Source organism: Pedobacter sp. ASV1-7 (genome assembly GCF_040203335.1).
Lineage (GTDB): Bacteria > Bacteroidota > Bacteroidia > Sphingobacteriales > Sphingobacteriaceae > Pedobacter.
Map to the genome: position 1 here is coordinate 12,931 of NZ_JBEHBV010000011.1, position 20,066 is coordinate 32,996.

Annotated in this window: 14 protein-coding genes; 1 reads left to right on the forward strand and 13 read right to left on the reverse strand. The window is 37.3% G+C overall.

Going from position 1 to position 20,066, the window contains the following annotated elements; translation table 11 throughout:
* Positions 1 to 18: 18 nt before the first annotated feature.
* Both ABDJ41_RS20910 and ABDJ41_RS20915 read right to left on the reverse strand, forming a co-directional pair.
* Positions 19 to 1,497, reverse strand: coding sequence for a glycosyltransferase family 39 protein (locus ABDJ41_RS20910; protein ID WP_349788080.1), 1,479 nt, complete (start codon positions 1,495 to 1,497; stop codon positions 19 to 21).
* A 39-nt stretch (positions 1,498 to 1,536) separates the two neighbouring features.
* Positions 1,537 to 2,097 carry a hypothetical protein gene (locus ABDJ41_RS20915; RefSeq protein WP_349788081.1) on the reverse strand — a complete coding sequence of 187 codons (561 nt, stop codon included), beginning with the start codon at positions 2,095 to 2,097 and terminating at the stop codon, positions 1,537 to 1,539.
* 9 nt (positions 2,098 to 2,106) lie between these two features.
* Here ABDJ41_RS20915 and ABDJ41_RS20920 point away from each other — a divergent pair, with 9 nt between their 5' ends.
* Positions 2,107 to 2,607 (forward strand): DinB family protein, encoded by a 501-nt coding sequence (locus ABDJ41_RS20920; protein WP_349788082.1) that lies wholly within the window; start codon positions 2,107 to 2,109, stop codon positions 2,605 to 2,607.
* A 43-nt stretch (positions 2,608 to 2,650) separates the two neighbouring features.
* Here the strand turns inward: ABDJ41_RS20920 and ABDJ41_RS20925 are convergent, their stop codons facing one another.
* The 11 genes from ABDJ41_RS20925 to ABDJ41_RS20975 form a co-directional block, all read right to left on the reverse strand.
* Entirely contained in the window at positions 2,651 to 3,031 is a 381-nt protein-coding gene (locus ABDJ41_RS20925; protein ID WP_349788083.1) for an RNA recognition motif domain-containing protein, read from the reverse strand.
* A 76-nt stretch (positions 3,032 to 3,107) separates the two neighbouring features.
* The gene (locus ABDJ41_RS20930) at positions 3,108 to 4,550 is read right to left on the reverse strand and encodes a RagB/SusD family nutrient uptake outer membrane protein (protein WP_349788084.1); all 1,443 of its coding nucleotides are present in this window, start codon (positions 4,548 to 4,550) and stop codon (positions 3,108 to 3,110) included.
* A 26-nt stretch (positions 4,551 to 4,576) separates the two neighbouring features.
* Positions 4,577 to 8,035 (reverse strand): TonB-dependent receptor, encoded by a 3,459-nt coding sequence (locus ABDJ41_RS20935; protein ID WP_349788085.1) that lies wholly within the window; start codon positions 8,033 to 8,035, stop codon positions 4,577 to 4,579.
* Positions 8,036 to 8,383: 348 nt separating this feature from the next.
* Positions 8,384 to 9,532 carry a FecR family protein gene (locus ABDJ41_RS20940; RefSeq protein ID WP_349788086.1) on the reverse strand — a complete coding sequence of 383 codons (1,149 nt, stop codon included), beginning with the start codon at positions 9,530 to 9,532 and terminating at the stop codon, positions 8,384 to 8,386.
* A gap of 77 nt (positions 9,533 to 9,609) precedes the next feature.
* Positions 9,610 to 10,188, reverse strand: coding sequence for an RNA polymerase sigma-70 factor (locus ABDJ41_RS20945; RefSeq protein WP_349788087.1), 579 nt, complete (start codon positions 10,186 to 10,188; stop codon positions 9,610 to 9,612).
* Between the two features lie 153 nt (positions 10,189 to 10,341).
* On the reverse strand, positions 10,342 to 11,148 hold the full coding sequence (locus tag ABDJ41_RS20950) for an endonuclease/exonuclease/phosphatase family protein (RefSeq protein WP_349788088.1): 807 nt from the start codon (positions 11,146 to 11,148) through the stop codon (positions 10,342 to 10,344).
* Between the two features lie 40 nt (positions 11,149 to 11,188).
* Positions 11,189 to 12,766, reverse strand: a complete 1,578-nt coding sequence (locus tag ABDJ41_RS20955; RefSeq protein WP_349788089.1) for a DUF5689 domain-containing protein — start codon at positions 12,764 to 12,766, stop codon at positions 11,189 to 11,191.
* A 35-nt stretch (positions 12,767 to 12,801) separates the two neighbouring features.
* Positions 12,802 to 14,358 (reverse strand): SusD/RagB family nutrient-binding outer membrane lipoprotein, encoded by a 1,557-nt coding sequence (locus ABDJ41_RS20960; protein WP_349788090.1) that lies wholly within the window; start codon positions 14,356 to 14,358, stop codon positions 12,802 to 12,804.
* A 7-nt stretch (positions 14,359 to 14,365) separates the two neighbouring features.
* Positions 14,366 to 17,875, reverse strand: coding sequence for a SusC/RagA family TonB-linked outer membrane protein (locus ABDJ41_RS20965; protein ID WP_349788092.1), 3,510 nt, complete (start codon positions 17,873 to 17,875; stop codon positions 14,366 to 14,368).
* 237 nt (positions 17,876 to 18,112) lie between these two features.
* Positions 18,113 to 19,285: a FecR family protein gene (locus tag ABDJ41_RS20970; protein ID WP_349788093.1), complete on the reverse strand. Its 1,173-nt coding sequence runs from the start codon at positions 19,283 to 19,285 to the stop codon at positions 18,113 to 18,115.
* Positions 19,286 to 19,405: 120 nt separating this feature from the next.
* Complete coding sequence (locus tag ABDJ41_RS20975) at positions 19,406 to 20,035, reverse strand: RNA polymerase sigma factor (protein WP_349788094.1); 630 nt, start codon at positions 20,033 to 20,035, stop codon at positions 19,406 to 19,408.
* Between the last annotated feature and the right edge of the window lie 31 nt (positions 20,036 to 20,066).

Genomic DNA, 20,066 nt, shown 5'->3' on the forward strand with positions numbered 1-20,066 from the left:
CAAATTCTGTAGTTAGCCTTATAATGGTTTATATCCCTTGCACAGGTAAACTAAGAACTTCCTTTCTGGAAAACCATTATTTTTTATAATTATTGGCTCCAACTCTATCACTGAATTGAAGTAAGGCAATACTTCCGAAGGAATAGTTCCTGATTTTTCTATATCTGTAGCACCTGGTTGTGAATTTATAAATAAGGCATTTTTACCTTTTAGTCGTTTTAAGTTTGTCCCGATAAAATCAAAATGTAAAGCATTTTCACCTATTACATTCTCCGAATAAATAAATTCTGGCATAAAAAGATTGAGTTCAGCGGCTGTTTTGTAGCTGTCTGCCGAAAAAATAAAGTCTACCGGATACCTCTTTTCAATTGCCGTTACCTGATCTGAAAGTTCCTTCCAACCAAACCAAGTATCATCTGATCTGACAGCGAAAGGATAGAAAAGAACTTCAATAGCTAACAGAATATGAATTATAAATGAAAAGACTACCTGTATTTTCAGCCATTTAAAGGTGATATACTGACTAACCCAAATAATACCACTGATATAAGCTGGCATCATCCAGTTGAGTTTAACCCAGTAAACTAAAGAAATACCCAGGAATAATAGAAACACAGGTAAAAAGAAACATAGCAAAAATAATTTTTCTGCAGATAATTCATTCCATTTGTTTTTATACTTTTTTATCAACCTGTATAAACCGTATAATAAAAACACAAAAATAAATGGTCCAAGTATAGCCGATTGATGTCCTATTAATCCTAATAAATTTTTGGGTTGAAATATAAATGTAGAAGCTGATTGCATTCGTTCTTCTCCCTGAAACCTAAAGGATGCAAAGTTATTTTCAAAGTTCCAGAATAATACAGGTGATATAGTCAATATGAAAAAGAGACAGCTGAGCCATGGCCATATAGTAAATAGTGATTTGCGATGATGAATTGACAGCAATAAAAACAATATCATCCCTACTGGAAGAAACATTCCCGAATATTTACTATCGAATGCCAAGCCCATTGCAATGCCTGCCCATATCCAATAAACATTTTTCTGCAGAAAAATTGCTTTATGAAGCAGGTATAAAGCAATTGTCCAAAACAACAATAATGGTGTGTCTGGTGTAGAAACCAATGACAGCACTGTAACCATTAAGGTTGTAAAGAAAAGCAAAACTGACTTTAATGCTCGCTCTGGTTCATAAAAACTACGCGACAATTTATAAAAGAAAAAGACTGTCAGCATGGTGACTATTGAATCAGCCAGTTTAATAGCGATTACATTTTTGCCGAATATGCTGGTAAATAACCAAAGGATATAGGCTATTCCTGGAGGATGATCAAAATAGGATAAATCGAGATGTTCACTGTAAAAGAAGTAATAAGCGTCTTGTGGCATAGGCCCCATTATGCCTATAGATAGCAATCTGATCAACAGAATACCTGCTAACATATAAAGGGTAAGAGCTGAATACCTGTCTTTTGTAACGTTTTTCAACATCAGTTTTTTTAAAAACAGATGAAGTTAATAATCATTTTATTAGTTTACAACAACTTCAAAATCATCTGACATATCCGAATTGTAAACTCTGAAACGAATTTCCCAGGGGTCTTTAATTAATTCTCCTATATATCCCCAAAACAGCTTTTTAAACCTATCAAAATCTATGTTATCCTTGCAGACAATTAAATACAAAGCATCATTCTGTGCAATAACTTCCTGAACATAAGTGGCCCAATGTTCTTTAATCTTGGAAGGCAATCTATTAAAATCCTGCTCTTCTATCAATTTAGCTATTCCGGTTAACAAACCTTCGGGCACGTTGCTTAACGCATTAAGACTCCATAAGCCCTCCTGCTTTTGTATGCGTCCGATGATTTCATCTCCATCTACAATTTGCCAGGGTTCTCCTGGATTAAATTGAATCACCTGATAGGCAGGTGTTCCATTTTGTTCTTCTAAAAAATAAACCAGTTCAATCATAACCTCTCTTTTTCTACCATACAAAACTAAGCTAAATGGATTGGTAACTCCAAATAAAAAACTAAAAATATTAGCAATATTAATATTAAAATAATATTTTTGTGGTATTAAACTCAAGAATTAACTATGTATCGTAGCATTGAAGATTTTATAAAAGACTGGGACGCAGAATCAACAGGTTCTGTTAAAGTATTTTCGACCCTGACTGAAAATACGAAAAAGGTTTTAGTCCACCCGGAAGTACGTTCATTGGAACGACTTTCCTGGCACCTTATCCAAACGATTACTGAAATGGGAAATCGAGCCGGATTATTTAATGAAGATGAATTGGAACATTCCAATATGCCATCAACTGTACAGGAACTTGCTAAAATTTACGAAAAATATAGTGAAGCGCTGATCAAGGCTGTTCGTTCAAAATGGACAGATTCATCACTAACTGACCAAGTAGAAATGTATGAAGAACTTTGGGAAAAGGGCAAAATATTACGTGTGCTTATTTCTCATCAAAGCCATCATCGTGGTCAAATGACAGTGATCATGCGTATACTTGGGCTTCCTGTTCCTGGTCTATATGGTCCTTCAAAAGAAGAATGGGCAGAATTCGGGATGATAGCACCTGATTAATAAATAGAGCCTGATCGTTATGATACAGGCTCTATTTATTTTACTAATTTTCTGCCCTGAAAGTATTTGAAATCAATTTTCTTGGGCGTTTATTTTTGAATGTTTTAGCATTACTTTCATTGCTTTGTCCATCCACAGCAGGAAACCTATTTGGTTTAAACGCTCTTGGTTTTCCCTCACGATTCTCATCAGCCAGTTTAACACTGATCTTTCTACCCCTTAATACCATCCCATTAATTGCAGCAATTGCTCTGTCTGCTCCAGCCTGATCCATCATTTCAACAAACCCATAACCTTTATGTTTGTGGGTATACTTATCTGTTAACAGGTGTATGCTATGTATCATTCCATGGATGCTAAAGATCTCGATCAGATCAGCTTCCTGTATATCAAGTGGGTATCCCACCACAAATAATTTTATCATGAACTTATTTAAAGCCGCGAATTTAAGATTTTATATATCATTCTAAATATATTTTATTTCTTCAATTTTAGATTAACTAATTCTTATTGTATCCGGGGTTCTGATCCCCAATAGTAGGATTGGTTAAAAATTCATGAGCTGGGATCGGTAAAATATACTGTATCGTATTCGAAATCGTAGGTTTCAACGTTTTTACGGTTGTCAGAGGAAATCTCAATAGAGCCATCCATTCCTGTCCATCTTCACCTACCAGGTTCCGACTTAGCTCATAAAATACTTCTAATTCCAATCCATCATATGAACTAATCTGATCAACATAATTACGATCTGTAACACCTGCATATTGCATCATTTGTTTAAGAATTAGTTTTGCCTCATCCATATTACCTTTTGAACGCGTAATTGCCTCTGCTTTTAACAGATATACTTCAGATAAACGAAATGCATAAGCCGTTTCAGAAACTACAGTTGGCTTGCCATTCGCAATGATATATTTGCTAAATAAATGCCCTCCGTTAGTATTACCAGGAACAAGATCGCCTGTTACCCAATTCTTACGAGGGTCAGTAGTTCTAAACAAGTCGTACAGTCTTTTGGTCGCGTGATGTGTTACGGTAATCTGAGCAGTATATTGAGAATATAAAATACTTAAATTGTAGCTATTATTCTCCTGATTAGGCTGAGGTTTTATCCCCAGAATAACTTCATTGCTACTTAGTCCTTTGCTTCTGAATATATCTTTAGGATCATTTTCTAAACTATAAGGGCTATTCTGTATGATCAGATTAGCAATACTAATCACCTCATTATAATCTCCTGTTTGTGACCTACTCATCAGCACTCTCATTTTTAATGCCATTGCTGCCCATTTAGTAGCATAATGGTTCGGCCCCTGTGAAGGTGCATTATCAATTGCATAATCAAGATCAGCAAGTATAAAATCATAACTATCTTTTACATTACTTCTTGCTTTTGCAATATTCGCAAGATTAGACAATTCTTCACGAATTAAGATACCATACTTACTATCATATTTAAACCATTCTCCATAATAGCTTAAAATTTTAAAATGGCTATATGCCCTTAGAAATTTAGCTTCACCAAGAATCCCTTCTTTTCTGTTGTTGGCAAAAGATGCATCTGGTAATATATTTAACCTGTTGATGATTCCATTTGCAGCGTTAATTGTTGCATACGATTCATTCCATACAGAACTAATCATAGAACTTTCAGCATACCGGTTCTCCTCTTCTGGTCCATCAGATGCTCCTGCAAGATAACCAGCATAGTAAGCAGGAAGCCATTGATGATTATCCCAACAGGTAATATTCGTACCACGTCCAGGAATATTATACAATAAATAATAAGCTCCCCGAAGTGCAACTTCAGCTGTTTTTTGATCCAGGATAGTATTCGCATCTACCTTTGCATTTTCGGGCAAGGCATTCAGTGTTTTTTTACAAGCATACTGCAGCAATAAAAGCATGCTGCAAAAAGTATAGGTGAGTATTTTCTTCATTTCTGATAAATTAACATTGATAAAACTTAAAACCCAAGACGAATACCTAAACTGTACTGTCTTACTGCCGGGTAGGCCCCTGCATCTGTGTATCCCCCGATGATACTATATGGGTCATCCGTGACTTCAGGATCTAAGCCGGGATAGTTTGTAATGCTGAACAGGTTTATTCCTGATGCATAAACAGAACATTGGTTAATCTTCAGCTTATTTAATAATGATTTAGGCAACTGATAATTTAGCGTTACCGACTTAAGTTTTATATAAGAGGCATCAAACACATCAGCACTTGATGGTGTGGAATTAACCAATGAAACCAAATAAGCCAATTGTGGTCTGCTTGATTGAACATTTTCTGGTGTCCAACGATCTAATATACGCGTACCTTTATTGGTTAGGTTTGTTACCTGCTTATTCATAGCATCTCGCAGGTATAAGATATCTCCTCCATAAGAAAAAGTAAATAATGAACTCAAGCTGAAGTTTTTGTAAGAAACTGTGTTTGTATAGCCCCCATAAAACTTAGGTTCAGCACGTCCAATGATATCTTTCTTATTATATCCTTCAGCATCATGTTCATATTTAGGACTTCCAATTGTCAGATAAGGATTTGCACCCCATTGATAGAGTATATCAACAGCTTTGTATGCTTCTAATTCTTCCTTGGTATTTATCACACCCAATGAAGGAACTCCATACAATAAACCCAATGGCTCACCTACCTTTAAAACCGCATTTCCGAAGGTATAAACCCCAGGATTAGAAAGATCGGGAGAGACATTTGAAAGTTTAAGTACTTTAGACCTATTTCTGGATATGTTAAGGCCACCGGACCACTTGAAATTTTTATTATTGATGAATTCTGCATTCAAATCCAATTCTAGTCCTCTATTCTGGATGTTTGCGACATTAGCAATCACTTCTCCGAAGCCTGAACTTCTGCCAACAGGTGTATTGAACAACACACCACTGGTATTTTTCTGGTAATATCCGAAAGTACCGGTCAGTTTTGATTTGAAAACAGAGAAATCTATCCCCAGGTCTTTCTGTAAAGTAGATTCCCACTTTATGGTATTATTACCTAATTGAGTAGGAATTAAGCCATTCTCTCCCCCAATAGAAACCGGGCTATAAAGCGTATAAAAAAGATTGTTACCAATATTCTGGGTACCTGTATAACCAGCACTTGCCCTAAGTTTCAATTCATCTAACCAGGTAATGTTTTTCATAAAATCCTCCTGAGACATCCTCCAGGCAGCACCTCCAGAAGGGAAATACCCTACCCTGTTTTCTTTCGGAAACTTAGATGAGGCATCTGCACGGGCTGTAAATGTCAATAGATATTTATCTTTCCAGGCATAATTTCCCCTCATATAAAAACTAAGTAAAGCATTTTGTCCGGATGCATTAAAAGGTGGAAGTGGAATTGCGGCTGAAGATAAGCCATTCAAAAACTGATCATCAGGGAATCCTTGTCCACTTGCAGAAAATGAATTGAATCGATTTTTTTCAAAAGAGGTTCCAACAAGCAGGTTTAATCTATTGTCTTCATTGAACTGTTTATTCCATGTGAATGTGTTTTCAAAAAATACAACATTATTTTCCGTCTGCCCCTGTGTACCGACACCTCCCGCTGAACCTCTTACCCCAGTTTGGCTACCCAAAGCCAGTATACTAGGTGCATAATTCAACTGGTGATAACTGCTGTGGTTAACCGATACCGTACTTTTAAACTTCAAGTCCTGCAGCAATTCATAGTCGAGAGACAATGATCCGATCAATGATGTGCTTTTACCTTGATTGATTGCAGTGAGTAGTGCAAGCGGACTTTGAATACTAGATAATCTTGAATCTGGAAGTGCGTTCCCTAATTCGGTATTAGTGATAATGTGTATACTTCCATCAGCATTATAAGGAGCAATTGTTGGCGGAGCCATTAACGCCTGAGGATAAACGCCATTACTGATGTTGTTTTTAGTAAAGCCATAATCCAAATTTGTACTGATTCTGAATTTCTTACTCAATTGATTATCCAGGTTAATTTTCCCTGAAATTCTATCAAAATCAGATCCTTTTACTACTCCATTCTGTGAGGTATAAGACAAAGAAGTATAATAACTTGAAGCGACTCCACCTCCTCTAACAGAGACATCTGCATTCTGAGTAATTCCATTCCTCAGTACCAAGCCTAACCAATCGGTATTATTCGTGCCAAAAAAATTCGGGTTATTCAATATATTACTTGCAATTGCATTTGGTGCCCTTCCAATTTCGGCCCTGATATCATTGAAGTTTTTTGCAGACTCTTTCATGATCATGATGTACTGATCTTTATTCAGAAGCTTTTCTTTTATTGGTGAAGCCAATCCAGTATAGTAATTAGCTTCCAAAATTGCCTTTTGGTTTACCTTTCCTTTTTTGGTGGTGATAATTACGACACCATTAGCAGCTTTAGAACCATATATTGCAGTAGCTGAAGCATCCTTTAAAATATCAATGCTCTCAATATCATTGATATTTAAACCGGCAAGACTATTTATCCCTCTGGCAAAAGAGCCCGAAACACTCGTTCCGCTTAAATTTCCAGCCTCATTCGCCAACGTCGCTTCAACGGGGTTTATAACCTCCGCAGCAGTATTTAAAAACCTATTTTGAATGGTAACGGGAACTCCATCAATAATGTAAAGCGGGTCATTTCCTCCCAGTAAAGATGCCCCACCACGGATACGTATTTTCGCTACTCCACCTGGTGAACCATCTCCTTGTACAACCTGTACACCAGCAGCTTTACCTGCCAACGCATTATCAAGACTTACAAATGGCACATTTTTTACCTCCTGCATATTTACAGAAGACACAGAGCCAGTAAGATCTTTACGCCTGGTACTACCATAACCGACTACAACAAGGTCATTAAGTTTGTTTTGTTCTGCAACCAAATTTACTACCATTCCCTGTTTTACGGGTAACTCTTTCGAACTGTATCCTACATAAGAAAATAATAATATTGCTTTTTCATCAGGAACAGTAACGGTAAATCTACCATCACTATCAGTAACAACGACCTTATCCATTCCCTTTATCCTTACACTTGTGCCAGGTACGGGTGCCCCATTTTCATCTACCACACGGCCATTAATCACAACAGCAGCCAGAAAATTAGCCACTCCTTCCAGAAAAGAGCGCTCCCGAGGCTTAATGATAACGGTATTACTTTCAATTGTAAAAGTAAGACGCTGCCCATCAAGACATTTCTTTAGTGTTTCTTCAAGACTTCCCTGGCTTATCTTTATGCTGACCAGGTTGGTATTTTTTAAAATCTGGGCATCATAAATAAAATCAAAACCGCTTTGTCTGCCTATTTCATCAAATACGGTCTGTAAAGTTGCCTTTGTTTTATTCAATGTAATTTTCTGGGCATATGAGGCTGCACTAACCTGGATAATCCCAGCAATTAATAAAACAACAACGAGTTTAATTCGCATAATCCATTTGCTTTTATTTACTTCCAACAGCCTAAAAACATGATTTATCGGCAACGGAAGTCTAGCTATGTACCCATGCCGGGCACATAAAATTTTAGTAAAAATTTTATACATTTGATATTCTGGTTATGGCGTTTTGCCTTCTTTTTTTCAGATCAGGGGCAATTACGCTTGGTGAAATTTGTGAATACATTTTTTAGCGATCAGAAAGAAACATGGGGCGTTGGTAGCGCTCCTGTTTCATCTTAGCGATATATTTTGTATGGTTAAGGTGCTCTTTTTGAAAGTATCATGGTGGTTTGGTTTTTATTGGTTTAATTAATCGAATTATGTGTTTTCACGCAAAAGCTAATGCATGATTCTTATTTTCCTTTGTTTGACTTCAAAATGTACCTGATCCGTCTGTTCAATAACTTTAAGTACTGTACCTAAATCTTTAGAGCGGGACACGAAACCACCTAAGACGATATGCTGATATTCTTTGATTCCGCCTTCATAAGCTAAGTCCACATTGTACCAGCGTGATATTTTATTCATAACACTAGTCAGCGGTTCTTCGTTAAATCTAAAAAATCCATTTTTCCAGGCAATAACTTCTTCCATATCTGCTTGTTTAACCTGGATCGTGTGCCCTTTTAGCAGGGACTGTTCACCGGGTTTCAAGATACGTACAGCATCAGTATCACTAATAGGCTCTACACTTATACTACCTTCCATTAAAGTCGTTTTAACAATAAGCTCTTCTGGATAACTACTAATATTGAAATGTGTACCGAGCACTTGTACACGTTGACCTTTTGAAAATACTACAAAAGGAATGTTTTTGTTTTTAGCAACTTCAAAATACCCCTCTCCATTCAACTCAACAGTTCTGGTTTTGATCGTATTTTTTGATGCCTTTTTATAAGTTAAACTAGATGCCGCATTTAACCAAACCTTTGTGCCGTCGGGAAGTGCAACCTGATAGCTACCACCTCGTGGAGTAATCACAGTAAAATCATCCTTAAAATCCACCGTAGAATTTGACTGTACAACAGTTCCATCATCATAAGTTAGTCCAGCTGCATTTAGGGCTATCCCAGATTTTTCGGTACTCAGCACTACAGTTTTACCATTTCCAAGTATTAGCGAAGCGTTATTTCCTCCTGGTTTAATTTGATAGGCAGCTGCCATTTTCAACGCTGCATCGTTTAAGCGACTTTGCGAAGATTGAAACAGGTATAAGCCTCCCCCAACTACAATAGCCAATACTGCAGCTACTGCAATTTTCGACCATAAAGTTATTTGACGATACGGTTTGATCTCTGCTTTCTTAGCAATGGACTCATAAATTCTAACTTCAGCCTGTTCTCGTTCCTCACCGGTATCCACTTCCAACAGATCATCAAAAGAACTATACCAGGAATTGAACTCAATCAGCTCCTCTTCAGTAATTCTCGCTTCCTGCCATTTTTGTGCTAAAAGATTAATCCGTTCAGTTGAAATAGGTACTTTCATCAATGGGTGTTTAAATAGATAGTCAAATCAAATTCAAACAACCCTACCTTTTTTTTGATTTATTTAATAAAATAATATTATCTGATCAATAACATCAATACAGGAAGCAAATTTCCAAAACGAGTTCTCAAAGTTTTAAGCGCATTGGTCATGTGCTTTTCAACCGTTTTTTCAGAGATATCCAGTTCTTTAGCTATTTCTTTATTGGACAATTCCTGCTCCCTGCTCATTTTAAAAACCAGTTGACATTTGCGAGGTAAAGTCTCTATAGTATCATTAAGCTGTTGTTTTAAAAGCACTAAATCGAACTGAACAGCTACAGGTTCTGCCACTTCTACCCTACCCGCAGCAAATGCTTTATTTCTAATGGATTCTCTTGAACGTTTTGCCAGTCTATTGATTATCTGAAATTTCACAGCGACAGCAAAGTAATTATCAAAACTGATACGGAGTTGGAAGTCGGCTCTCTTTAACCAAAGATTTAGAAAAATATCTTGTAATACTTCTTCTGCTTCCTGTAGGTCATCGAGTCGTTTACCCGCTACAACTAATAGTTTGTCCCAATACTTTTTATAAATTGTCTTGAATGCAGCAGTATCACCAGACCGCAACAAAGCGGCAAGTTCCTGGTCTGAATACTTACTGAAATCCCTCATAATCTACTAACCCTATAAAAAAGAATATAATACAGCCAATAATAAAAAATTAAATTGAAAATACCTCAACAATAAGTATTCGTCAATACCAAAAAGCCCCGTTAATTAGGTTTGCTAACTAACAGGGCTTTTATAAGCACAAAAGAATATTATTTATTTACGAATGCTAAATGTAGCCATAACAGGGCGATGATCTGAAGCATAGCTCTCTGGAATCACTTCATATTTCAACAATTGCCATTTAATATCTTTAGTAGCAATAAAGTCTATTGTACGTCGTGGATTATCGTGTGGTATGGTGCCTGGACAGTCTTCTGTACAAGTACGTTTAAACTGTTGGTCCAATAAGTTAATCACTTCTGTTCCAGCAACACTATTTAAATCGCCACATAAAATTACCGGCAAAGTACTCTTTTCAAACTCTTTTAAAATGCCTTCCATCTGTACCACACGGTTATCATGTATTTTGGTAGCATCCAAATGGGTATTAGCGAGTATGAATTTCTGTTTTCCCACCCTTATAGTCGCATAACCCAAAATACGTTTCTCCGCAGTGATTTTCTGCGGAAGCGGAACCAATTTAACATCCTGCATTTTATAGCGACTTAATATGGCAATACCGTAATCGCCACCATCGTGATCTATAGCTTTAAAGAACTGGTAATGTAATCCAGTCTTTTCAGCAAGCATTTTTGCTTCATCTACACGTCCACTACGGTTTACACCCGTTTCTACTTCCTGCAATGCTACAATATCTGCCTTAGCATCATTAATAACACGGGCAATGGCATCCAGATCAATAAAACCCGGCTTCGATGGCGGATTAGCATGGTGGATATTATAACTCATGATCCGTAAAACCTCTTGATCTTTTTTATCTGCAGATTTGCTTTGAGCCTGTACATTCTGCAGAAAATACAGTTGCATAAAAATGGAAATGATGAATGCGATCTTGTTCATAATTATTGTTTGTCAAATGTGTGTTGTGTTTTCATGCAGACTAATCTACAACTTTAGTTGGAACCAATCCATTAGTCGTGCCATTGCCAACAGGGAATTCTTTTTCAAGTTCATCAAGCACCGATGTGATTTCTAAGTCTAACCTATTTTGTGACCTTGCTGTTATCCAACGTCCCAAACGTATATTGTACACCCCACCAAGTTTATAAAAAAAGCCAGCATTTGTTGGTGCCGGTCGGCTTAAACAAATTGTATTTGAGCCCTGTTTGTACAAAGGTTGGGACTCTAATGTAACAGGATTGACGATGTCATACCAATCTGTGTTAGCTATACGTAAACCTGCACCCTGCGCTAAGTTATAGATCGCACCATTTGCTCCTGTGATGATCACATCTATCGGGGTTGTATTTTTTGTAACCGTAAGTCCTTCAAATACAGCAATACCATCAGCAAAACCACTGGTTCCATTTAATAATAAATCGGCATTGATATCACCAAGACCATCACCTGCAGAGCTTCCTGTATTTTTAGATACGATCCACTTACCATTTGCAATACTGGTGGAGCCTATTCCATTAATTAGCTTGTTTGAGTTTCCGCCTACATAAAAATATTGTCCCTTTGCAACCGTTCCTGCTTTAAGATCAAATTTGTATGAACGTCTTCCACCCGCAGCCCAACCATTAAGGGGCACACCGGTTGGTTGATAGGCAGAATTGGTATTATGAGTTACCACACAGTATGGAGTTACAGAGAAATCAATATCCTGTGTTGCCAAAAATTGCATGTATTCTCCATTTGTTGATGGACTTCCCTCTGGCATGGCCAAAAAACCAGAAATTACAATTGGTGCTCTTGTAATGGTAGAACTTAGCACAGTAATATCCTCGGGTCTGCGTATACGCAAATGTGGGACATACTTACCATCTGTACTTTTCGTATATTCTACAACACCAAAAAAATTCGCCATCCCTGGTAAAGATGTATTAGCAAAAGTTGCAGTTGATTCTGTATGTAAGTTAAAGTTACCAAACCCGTCATTTACTAATTTATCACCACTATATACATCTGTTGGTTCAGGTATTGGATCAAAACCACCTTTTACAATTACTAATTCTGTGCTTTCGTATTTTTCCGGGTTAGCCAGAATATAGCTACTGGGAACACGATTAACCGCAATAGTTTTACCAGAGGCGACCTTAACTACAGCTGAACCATTTACTCCTGTAACTTGCAGCATTCCGTCAACCCGCTTCATAACTCCACCAACCAGGTTTATAGTTACAGAATCTCCAGGTACATAGTTTGCTGCATCAGCACCAATATTAACCGCAATTCCTCTAAGCTCATTTAATCTCCATCTGTTTTGCAGCATCAGCAAACCAGAAGTCATGTTTTTACCACTATGATCTGAAACAACTACACCAGTGACGCCAATTGAGCCGAGCATAGACTCTTTTGTAAGTGGATAATCGGCTCCTTTATAAAAGCTTCTTAAATCGTAAATGGCTATATGCGGATTAACTTCTCCACCCGGAAAATTTCCAGTTTTTTCACAGCTAGCTAAAAGAAACAAAGCTGAAAACAGCAATGATATATTAAGTATTAGCTTGTTCATCGTTAAATATTTTAAATTAAATAAAATCTTATTTATTAAGGCTTTTGCCACCAAACCAAAGTGTTCATGTCATCACCTCCCATGCTCGCTACAGCTTTACTATAGTTAGTTGGATTGGCTGATTGTACATAAACCGGATAGTTCATTCTGGCCGGCATTTTTCCGCCATTTTTTAAACCTGCCCCTTTAGGCAGTATTGGATGCCCAGTACGACGATGTTCGAACCATTGCTGAAAATCGGTTAGAAAAAGACTGTAATACTTCTGGATATGAATGCGTTCCATTTTACTGTCGCCCGTGCTGGCATCTAACGGCAAGCTATTATCCCATCCAATGCCTGCATTGGTTATGTAATTAGTAAACACAGGATCCTGAATGTTTGCGTTAAAGTTTGGCACCCAGTAATTAATAGCACTTGCAATACCTGTATAATAGAATGTTTCCGCAGAACCTGAAATCCAACCTTTAGCTGCTGCCTCAGCCAAAATAAACTGTAATTCAGCATAAGTCATAATGATGCCTGTTAACGCACTTTTTTGCAAAGAGAATTCAGAGTTGCCAAAAGAGTAAAAATAAGCTTGTCTTAGTTCTTTACTACCAGGTTCGTAACCACTGTCAATACCAATAAATCCACCGGATCCAGGTGCTATCCCCAACCTGTTTCGCGCATTAGCCCCATATACTGCACCAATATCTATACGTGGATCTTTCCAATCATCCAACTTGAGTATAAAGAAATTACACATGGAAGGTATGGTGAAATCATTTTCACGTAAACTGATCGCATAGGGATTTGTGTAAGGATCTGTAGTGGTAGTTGTTCCGTTCCATTTTAGCACAGCCGATTCAGCATTTGAACTGAACACCGGATATTTCGATGGATTAGTATCCACCATTTCCTTGATTTTGGCAATCATCTTACTTGCCACTTCCTGTTTTCCAGATAAACGTAATAACAGGCGAAGGTGCAAACTGTTACAGAACTTACGCCATAACATAATGTCTCCTTTGTAAACCGGATCACTCGTTACATCAATAGCCTTATTTACTGTCAGCAAAGTATTCGCTTCTTCTAGCTTGGCCAACAAAGCTGTATAAATTTCTTTCTGACTATCAAATGCCGGCTCTACCAAACCAAATTTCCCTTGATTTGCTTCCTTAAATGGCACATCACCATAGGTATCAGTAAGTAAAGAAAAAACCCATGCCTCGCATACCAATGAAATACCTTTATACGAATCATTATTGTATTCAGGCTTACTCGCTATCTCATAGATATCCCTAAAGTTAGTAAGTTCAGGGTACCATATATTCCAGGTATAATCTGCAATGTTCGGTCTGAAATTATATCTGAATACAGTAAAATCATCTTCACTTTGTGTTACGGTTACCTGCATCAGTTCGTTATTAAAGTTACGGTTACGCGTCATGTTTCCTGTTAAAACGTTTACCAAAGCCGGTGCCAGCAACTTATCAGGCGAAGAACTGATAATGTTTATCGGATCGGTATTTTCTCTGTCAAACCCCTTATCGCAAGCCAAAAAGCCCGATGCAAAACATAAAAGGGTAATGAAGTATATTGTTCTTTTCATTGCTATATTAATTAATACCTACCACTAAATTAAAACCAAAAGTGCGTGTCGAAGGGAACTGTCCAATCTCAAATCCTTGTACAATATCAGTACCGCTCAAAGTACCAAACTCCGGATCAAACATTGGCCAGTTGGACCATATTACGAGGTTACGTCCGTACACCCCTATAGTTGCCCGGGATACCTTTATTGATTTTAGAAGTGACTTAGGTAGTGTATAATCTAACCTCGCTTCTCTAAATTTGATGAAATCTGTTTTATAGGTTGCTCCTTCTCCATTAATTGTTCCCATAGAGGTATTATAAAACGATGTGATATCAGTAGCTATGGTTGTATTCGGACTGAAAGTCCCATTCCCATTATCTACCACACCTTTTCCGGTTATACCGCTATAACGCCCCGGCAAAGTAGCCGAAAGCTTACCGAAATCTGCCAGACGACCATGGGTATAAGAATGGGCTACCCCTCCTTTTTGCGCATCAAACAAAACATTTAGCCTTAACTGTTTATAGGTAAACTCAGTACCTATACTTGCTTTGTACTTAGGGATGGTATTACCCAAATAAACAGGGGTACTTGATAAGAGCGGAATTCCTGTAGTAGCATTATAGATTACCTGTCCGTCTGGAGCACGTAAAAAACCAGTGCCATACATATCACCCAGACTACCACCAACCTTGGCTATAATTTGAGCACCACCTACTGCACTTGAACGCAACAATACAGTAGTATCTGTATTTGCTAAAGCAATGATTTTATTTTTATTTGTGGCAAAAGTCATAAAGGTTGTCCACTTAAAACTTCTACTTTTTAAGAGTGTACCATTAATTGCCACCTCCAGGCCAGAGTTGTTAATCTGTCCGGCATTAATAATTTGGCGGGAATAACCCGATGAGCGGTCGACAATACGCTCTAAAATTTGATTTTTGGTATTTCCGGTGTAAGCGGCAATATCAATGCCTAAACGATTTTTAAATAATTTAATGTCTGTACCAATTTCGTAAGCTGTAGTTTTTAACGGTTTTAAATCTGGATTGGGTATAGTAGTTGGATTTTGCAGAGAACCATTTGGATAAGTTCCGTTAGCTGCCAAGCCATATAAATATGCCGTACGATAAGGAACTGTCCCCCCACTACCAACCTGCGAAACAGAAAGTCTCAATTTTGCAAAACTGACAGCTTCAGGTAATTTAAAATAATCGGAAGCAATAAAACTCAGGTTTGCGGATGGATAAGAGAAACCAGTACTATTCTTCCTTTGTGGATTTGCAAGAGTACTGTTCCAGTCCATACGAGCTGTCAAATCTAAATATAGATAGTTCTTATAGGAAGTAGAGAATAAACCATACACACTATTCATCGAAAAACGTGCAGTATCCGGTATATATACCAGGTCATTTTGTGCATTATCAAAACTATAAACATTTGGCTCTATCAATCCATCAGCACGTGTTTCGTTTCTGGAATAACGGTTTTTGAGCATACTGCCACCAACGGTTCCTGTTAAATTGAAATCTTTATTGATTTGTTTGTTATATTTCAATAAAAAATCACCGGTGTATTCTTTAGATATAATATCTTGAGTTCGATAAGAACCAGTAGCTAAACGGGCTGCAGTCCAGGGACGTTTTTGCACTCTATCATCGTCTGTACGATCCAAAGTTGCTCTTAACTGCAAGCTCAATTCTTTTGTAAAAGCATAGTTTAGCTGTGCATTACCAGTTATACCATTACGTTTTGAACCATTAATAAACTCATACGAAATGGCATAAGGATTTTCTGGTGATGCGGTAAAAACATCTTTAAGTTCTCTGTATTCTTTACCATTTACCCAATAATTACGTAACCAGTTGATATCGGCATTTGGAACCCAAAATACATACCAATACATTACAGATTGATTTCCATATCCCATACCTGGTAAATTATCACTTTCCCTGTTCGTGTAAGCTGCTTTTACAGACAAGCTTAATTTTGAAGTGAGTTTACTGTTAGCCGAGAAGGAGACATTGGTACGCTTAAAGCCTGTATTCGGAATAATCCATTCGTTATCAGCATGTGTTGCAGAAACACGGAAAGTAGTATTCTTTTTTATGTTTCCACTAAGGCTGATAGAATTTGTAAAGGTTTTCCCTGTTTCAAAAAATTCCCTCACCTGGTTTTTATAAGGCACCCATGGTGTAGCTTCTGTGGCTGCCGCCTGAGTTACAGGATCATATTGCACAAATTTCTGACCATTAAATCTTGGGCCAAAAGCCAAACTACTTGCGCTATTCACACCATACCCATAAGTATCAGCACCACTTTGTCCCTGTCCATATTCATATTGTAAATCTGGCCATCTGTTAGGACTTTCTATTGCTAAATTAGAGGTTAAGGTTATACTTACCCCTTTACTTTTTGTATTGCCCGATTTGGTAGTCACAATAATGGCTCCATTTGCACCACGTTGCCCATATAAAGCAGCAGCACCTGGGCCTTTAAGTACTGTAATACTCTCAATATCTTCGGGGTTAAGATCGTTAATTCCGCTTCCAAAATCAGTTGGCTGAATCCCGTCTGATGGTCCTGCAGCAGATCCACCTGTCGCTGTTCTCTTACCACTGCCATTATTGACTATTACTCCATCTATGACAACCAAAGCTTCATTGTCTGCACCTCCGGTTAGGTTGTTCTCTCCACGTAAGATAATCTTATTTGAACCAGCAGGGCCTCCATTTGACCTGATCATGTTTAAACCAGCAACTTTTCCCGATAGTGCATCAAGCCAGTTTCCAGAAGGCGCATTGGTAACTTGGTCACCATCTAATTTTGTAATTGCATAACCTAACGCTCTTTCTTCTCTTTTGATCCCCAATGCAGTAACCACCACTTCATTTAACTTACTATCTGCAATTGCCAACCTAACTGTAACCTCTCGTGTATCTTTAGTTACTTTCAATTCTTTGACCTGGTATCCCAGATAAGAAATCTCAAGTATAGTATTTTCGCTTACTCCTTTTAGTATAAACCTACCCTCTCCATCTGTTGTGGCGACCTTGTTTGTACCTTTTACCCTTACTGTAGCTCCGTACATTGGCTCGCCATTTTCATCCAATACCCTACCCCGGACATCAGTTGTCTGAAACTGACCAACAATTTCATCTAGTAGATTTTTCTCCTTTTGTTTGATAATAACAGTTTTACTATCAATAGAAAAACTTAATGGCTGATTCCTGAAAACTTGTTTTAGCACATCATCAAAATTGCCACCTTTAACATTAATGGTTACAGGTAAAGATGCTTTAAAAACACTTTCTGTGTAAATAAACTCATATCCACTTTGGGCCCTGATTTCTTTGATAACGGCTTTCAAAGAGGCATTTGTTTTAGACAGACTGATTTTTTGAGCTAGTGTGGAAGCACTAACCTGCATAAGCGATGCTATTAATATAACCGTGGTTAATCGCATAATCAGCAAAAATTTACGGACATACCATTGCGGTATATCCCGTTTCTTCGTAGAAATTATATACATTCGTATTAGTTTGGTTGTGCAGTATGCCTATGGCCTCGAAAACTTAAGGCATCTGCGGTTAAATGTTAATTCTTATTGACATAGACCAATCATAAACCAGGGGTGCTAGTTACACTTCTGGTTTTTTTGGATAAAAGCCTTTGCTATACTTTCGTACTCATTTCTCCATCTTTAATTTTTTAGGTTTAACATATTGTTCATTTTTAGATTTATACATCATTCTATTTTTAGCTTTTATTATTTTGATACGAAAATCTTTCTACCTTCAATTTTGAAATGTACACCTCCTGTGGATTCTAAGATCTTTAACACCTGTAGGACATTATCAAAGCGTGATACACCTCCACCAAATTTCTCTGTTGGCATTTCTCCTGTATAAATTACATCTACATCATACCAGCGACCAATCATACGCATGATGTAACGGATGTCGTCATTTTCAAAAAGAAACTTGTTGTTTTTCCAGGCTACTGCTCTTTCTGTATCAACTTTGGAAATAGATATTGAGTTTTCTGTTACTAAAGACTGATCGCCCGGTTTTAGTATTTCCTCTCCGGAATTACCCGACACCTTTACACTTCCTTTTAAAAGTGTAGTAGTTACTTTATCTTCATCTGAATATGCATTCACATTAAAATGAGTACCTAATACCTGAACCTTTTGTTTTCTTGTTTCTACAATAAAAGGACGGGTTTTATCTTCAGATATCTCGAAATAAGCTTCTCCCTGTAGTTTTACCTGTCTGATTCCTTTATTTAAGTTAGTACTGTAGGTTAAACTTGAAGCAGCATTCATCCATACTTTAGATCTATCCGGCAGGATCAGAACGTATGTTTCACCTTTTGCAGTTGTCAGGGTATTTTCCTTATTTACCCCAGCAGCCTTGTTTGATATTTCATAAACTAATTCCCCTTCTGATGTTTTTATTACACTTATCCCTTCTTCTTTAGCAATTTCTCCATCGCCGGCTTCAGACAATCTGATCTTTCTTCCATTTGCCAAGGTTAAAGTAGCCCCCACTTTTCCGGGAATAACTATCTGAGCTACATCAAAACGTTCGCCCGGACCTGCATTTTTATGATTAAAGAAATAGATACCAATAGCGACAAGTGCCAGGGCAGCTGCAATACCGGCGATAGCTGGCCATAATCTGATTGCAACTTTCTTCCGTTTAACATCAATACTATTTGTGATCCTTGTAAAAGACTGGTTCAACAAGGCTAAAAGTTCTGGTTTATCTAGCAATTGCTCATTCTGAGCACCATTCAGACACTCTTCAATCAGTAACATGACAATATCCTGATCGGAACCAGACTGTATGTATTCCAGAAATACCCTTGCCTCATCCTCATCCAACTCATTGTTGATGTATCTGCTAAGGGTGGCTCTTATTTTATTTATATTCTCCAAGGCTTATCCATTTATTGCTATTACACCTGGAAATCAAAAAGCATCTGCTCTGATTATAAATAATTATCACTTATTTAAATAAAATTGTGATCTATTGCTTTGATGACTTAAAAAGAAATACTAAAGGTCCTTCAAAAGAATTGAAATTATTGATAAAGTAAGTGCAGTTCCAAAAGAAGAATGCCTTTCTCTCAAGAACTTTGTAGCCTTAACAATATGATCGTTGATGGTAGATGAAGAGATGCCTAACAATATAGCAACCTCAGCATAACTTTTACCTTCGATTTTGCATAATTTATAAATCTGCTTGCGCTGTGGAGGCAATTCTTCGATTGCCTTCATTATAATCAGATTATTCTCACGCTGCGCAATATTCTCTTCAATATGTGTATACAGTTCAGTATTTTCAAAACTTAGATAAGCTTTGAGTTTTTTATCAAGATTGACTTTTCTAAAGAAATTGTATACGGTATATCTTGAGATTTGAAATAAGTAGGATTTAAAGGGTTGCTCGGGATCTATCAGTTCACGTTTTTCCCATACTTTAATGAATACATCTTGTAAGATTTCCTGAGAATCATCTACTGATTTAATCATTTTCAGGATATTCAGAAAGATCCGTGGACTATAATTCTGATAGATTTTTTCAAATGCATAGCGGTCTCCTGATTTAAGTGCAATCAGCAGCTGAACCTCATTTAAGTTATTTACTCTTTCCTGATGCATATTGAATCCCAGTATTTTTTGCAAAAAAACACATTCAATATTAACTAAATTTTCC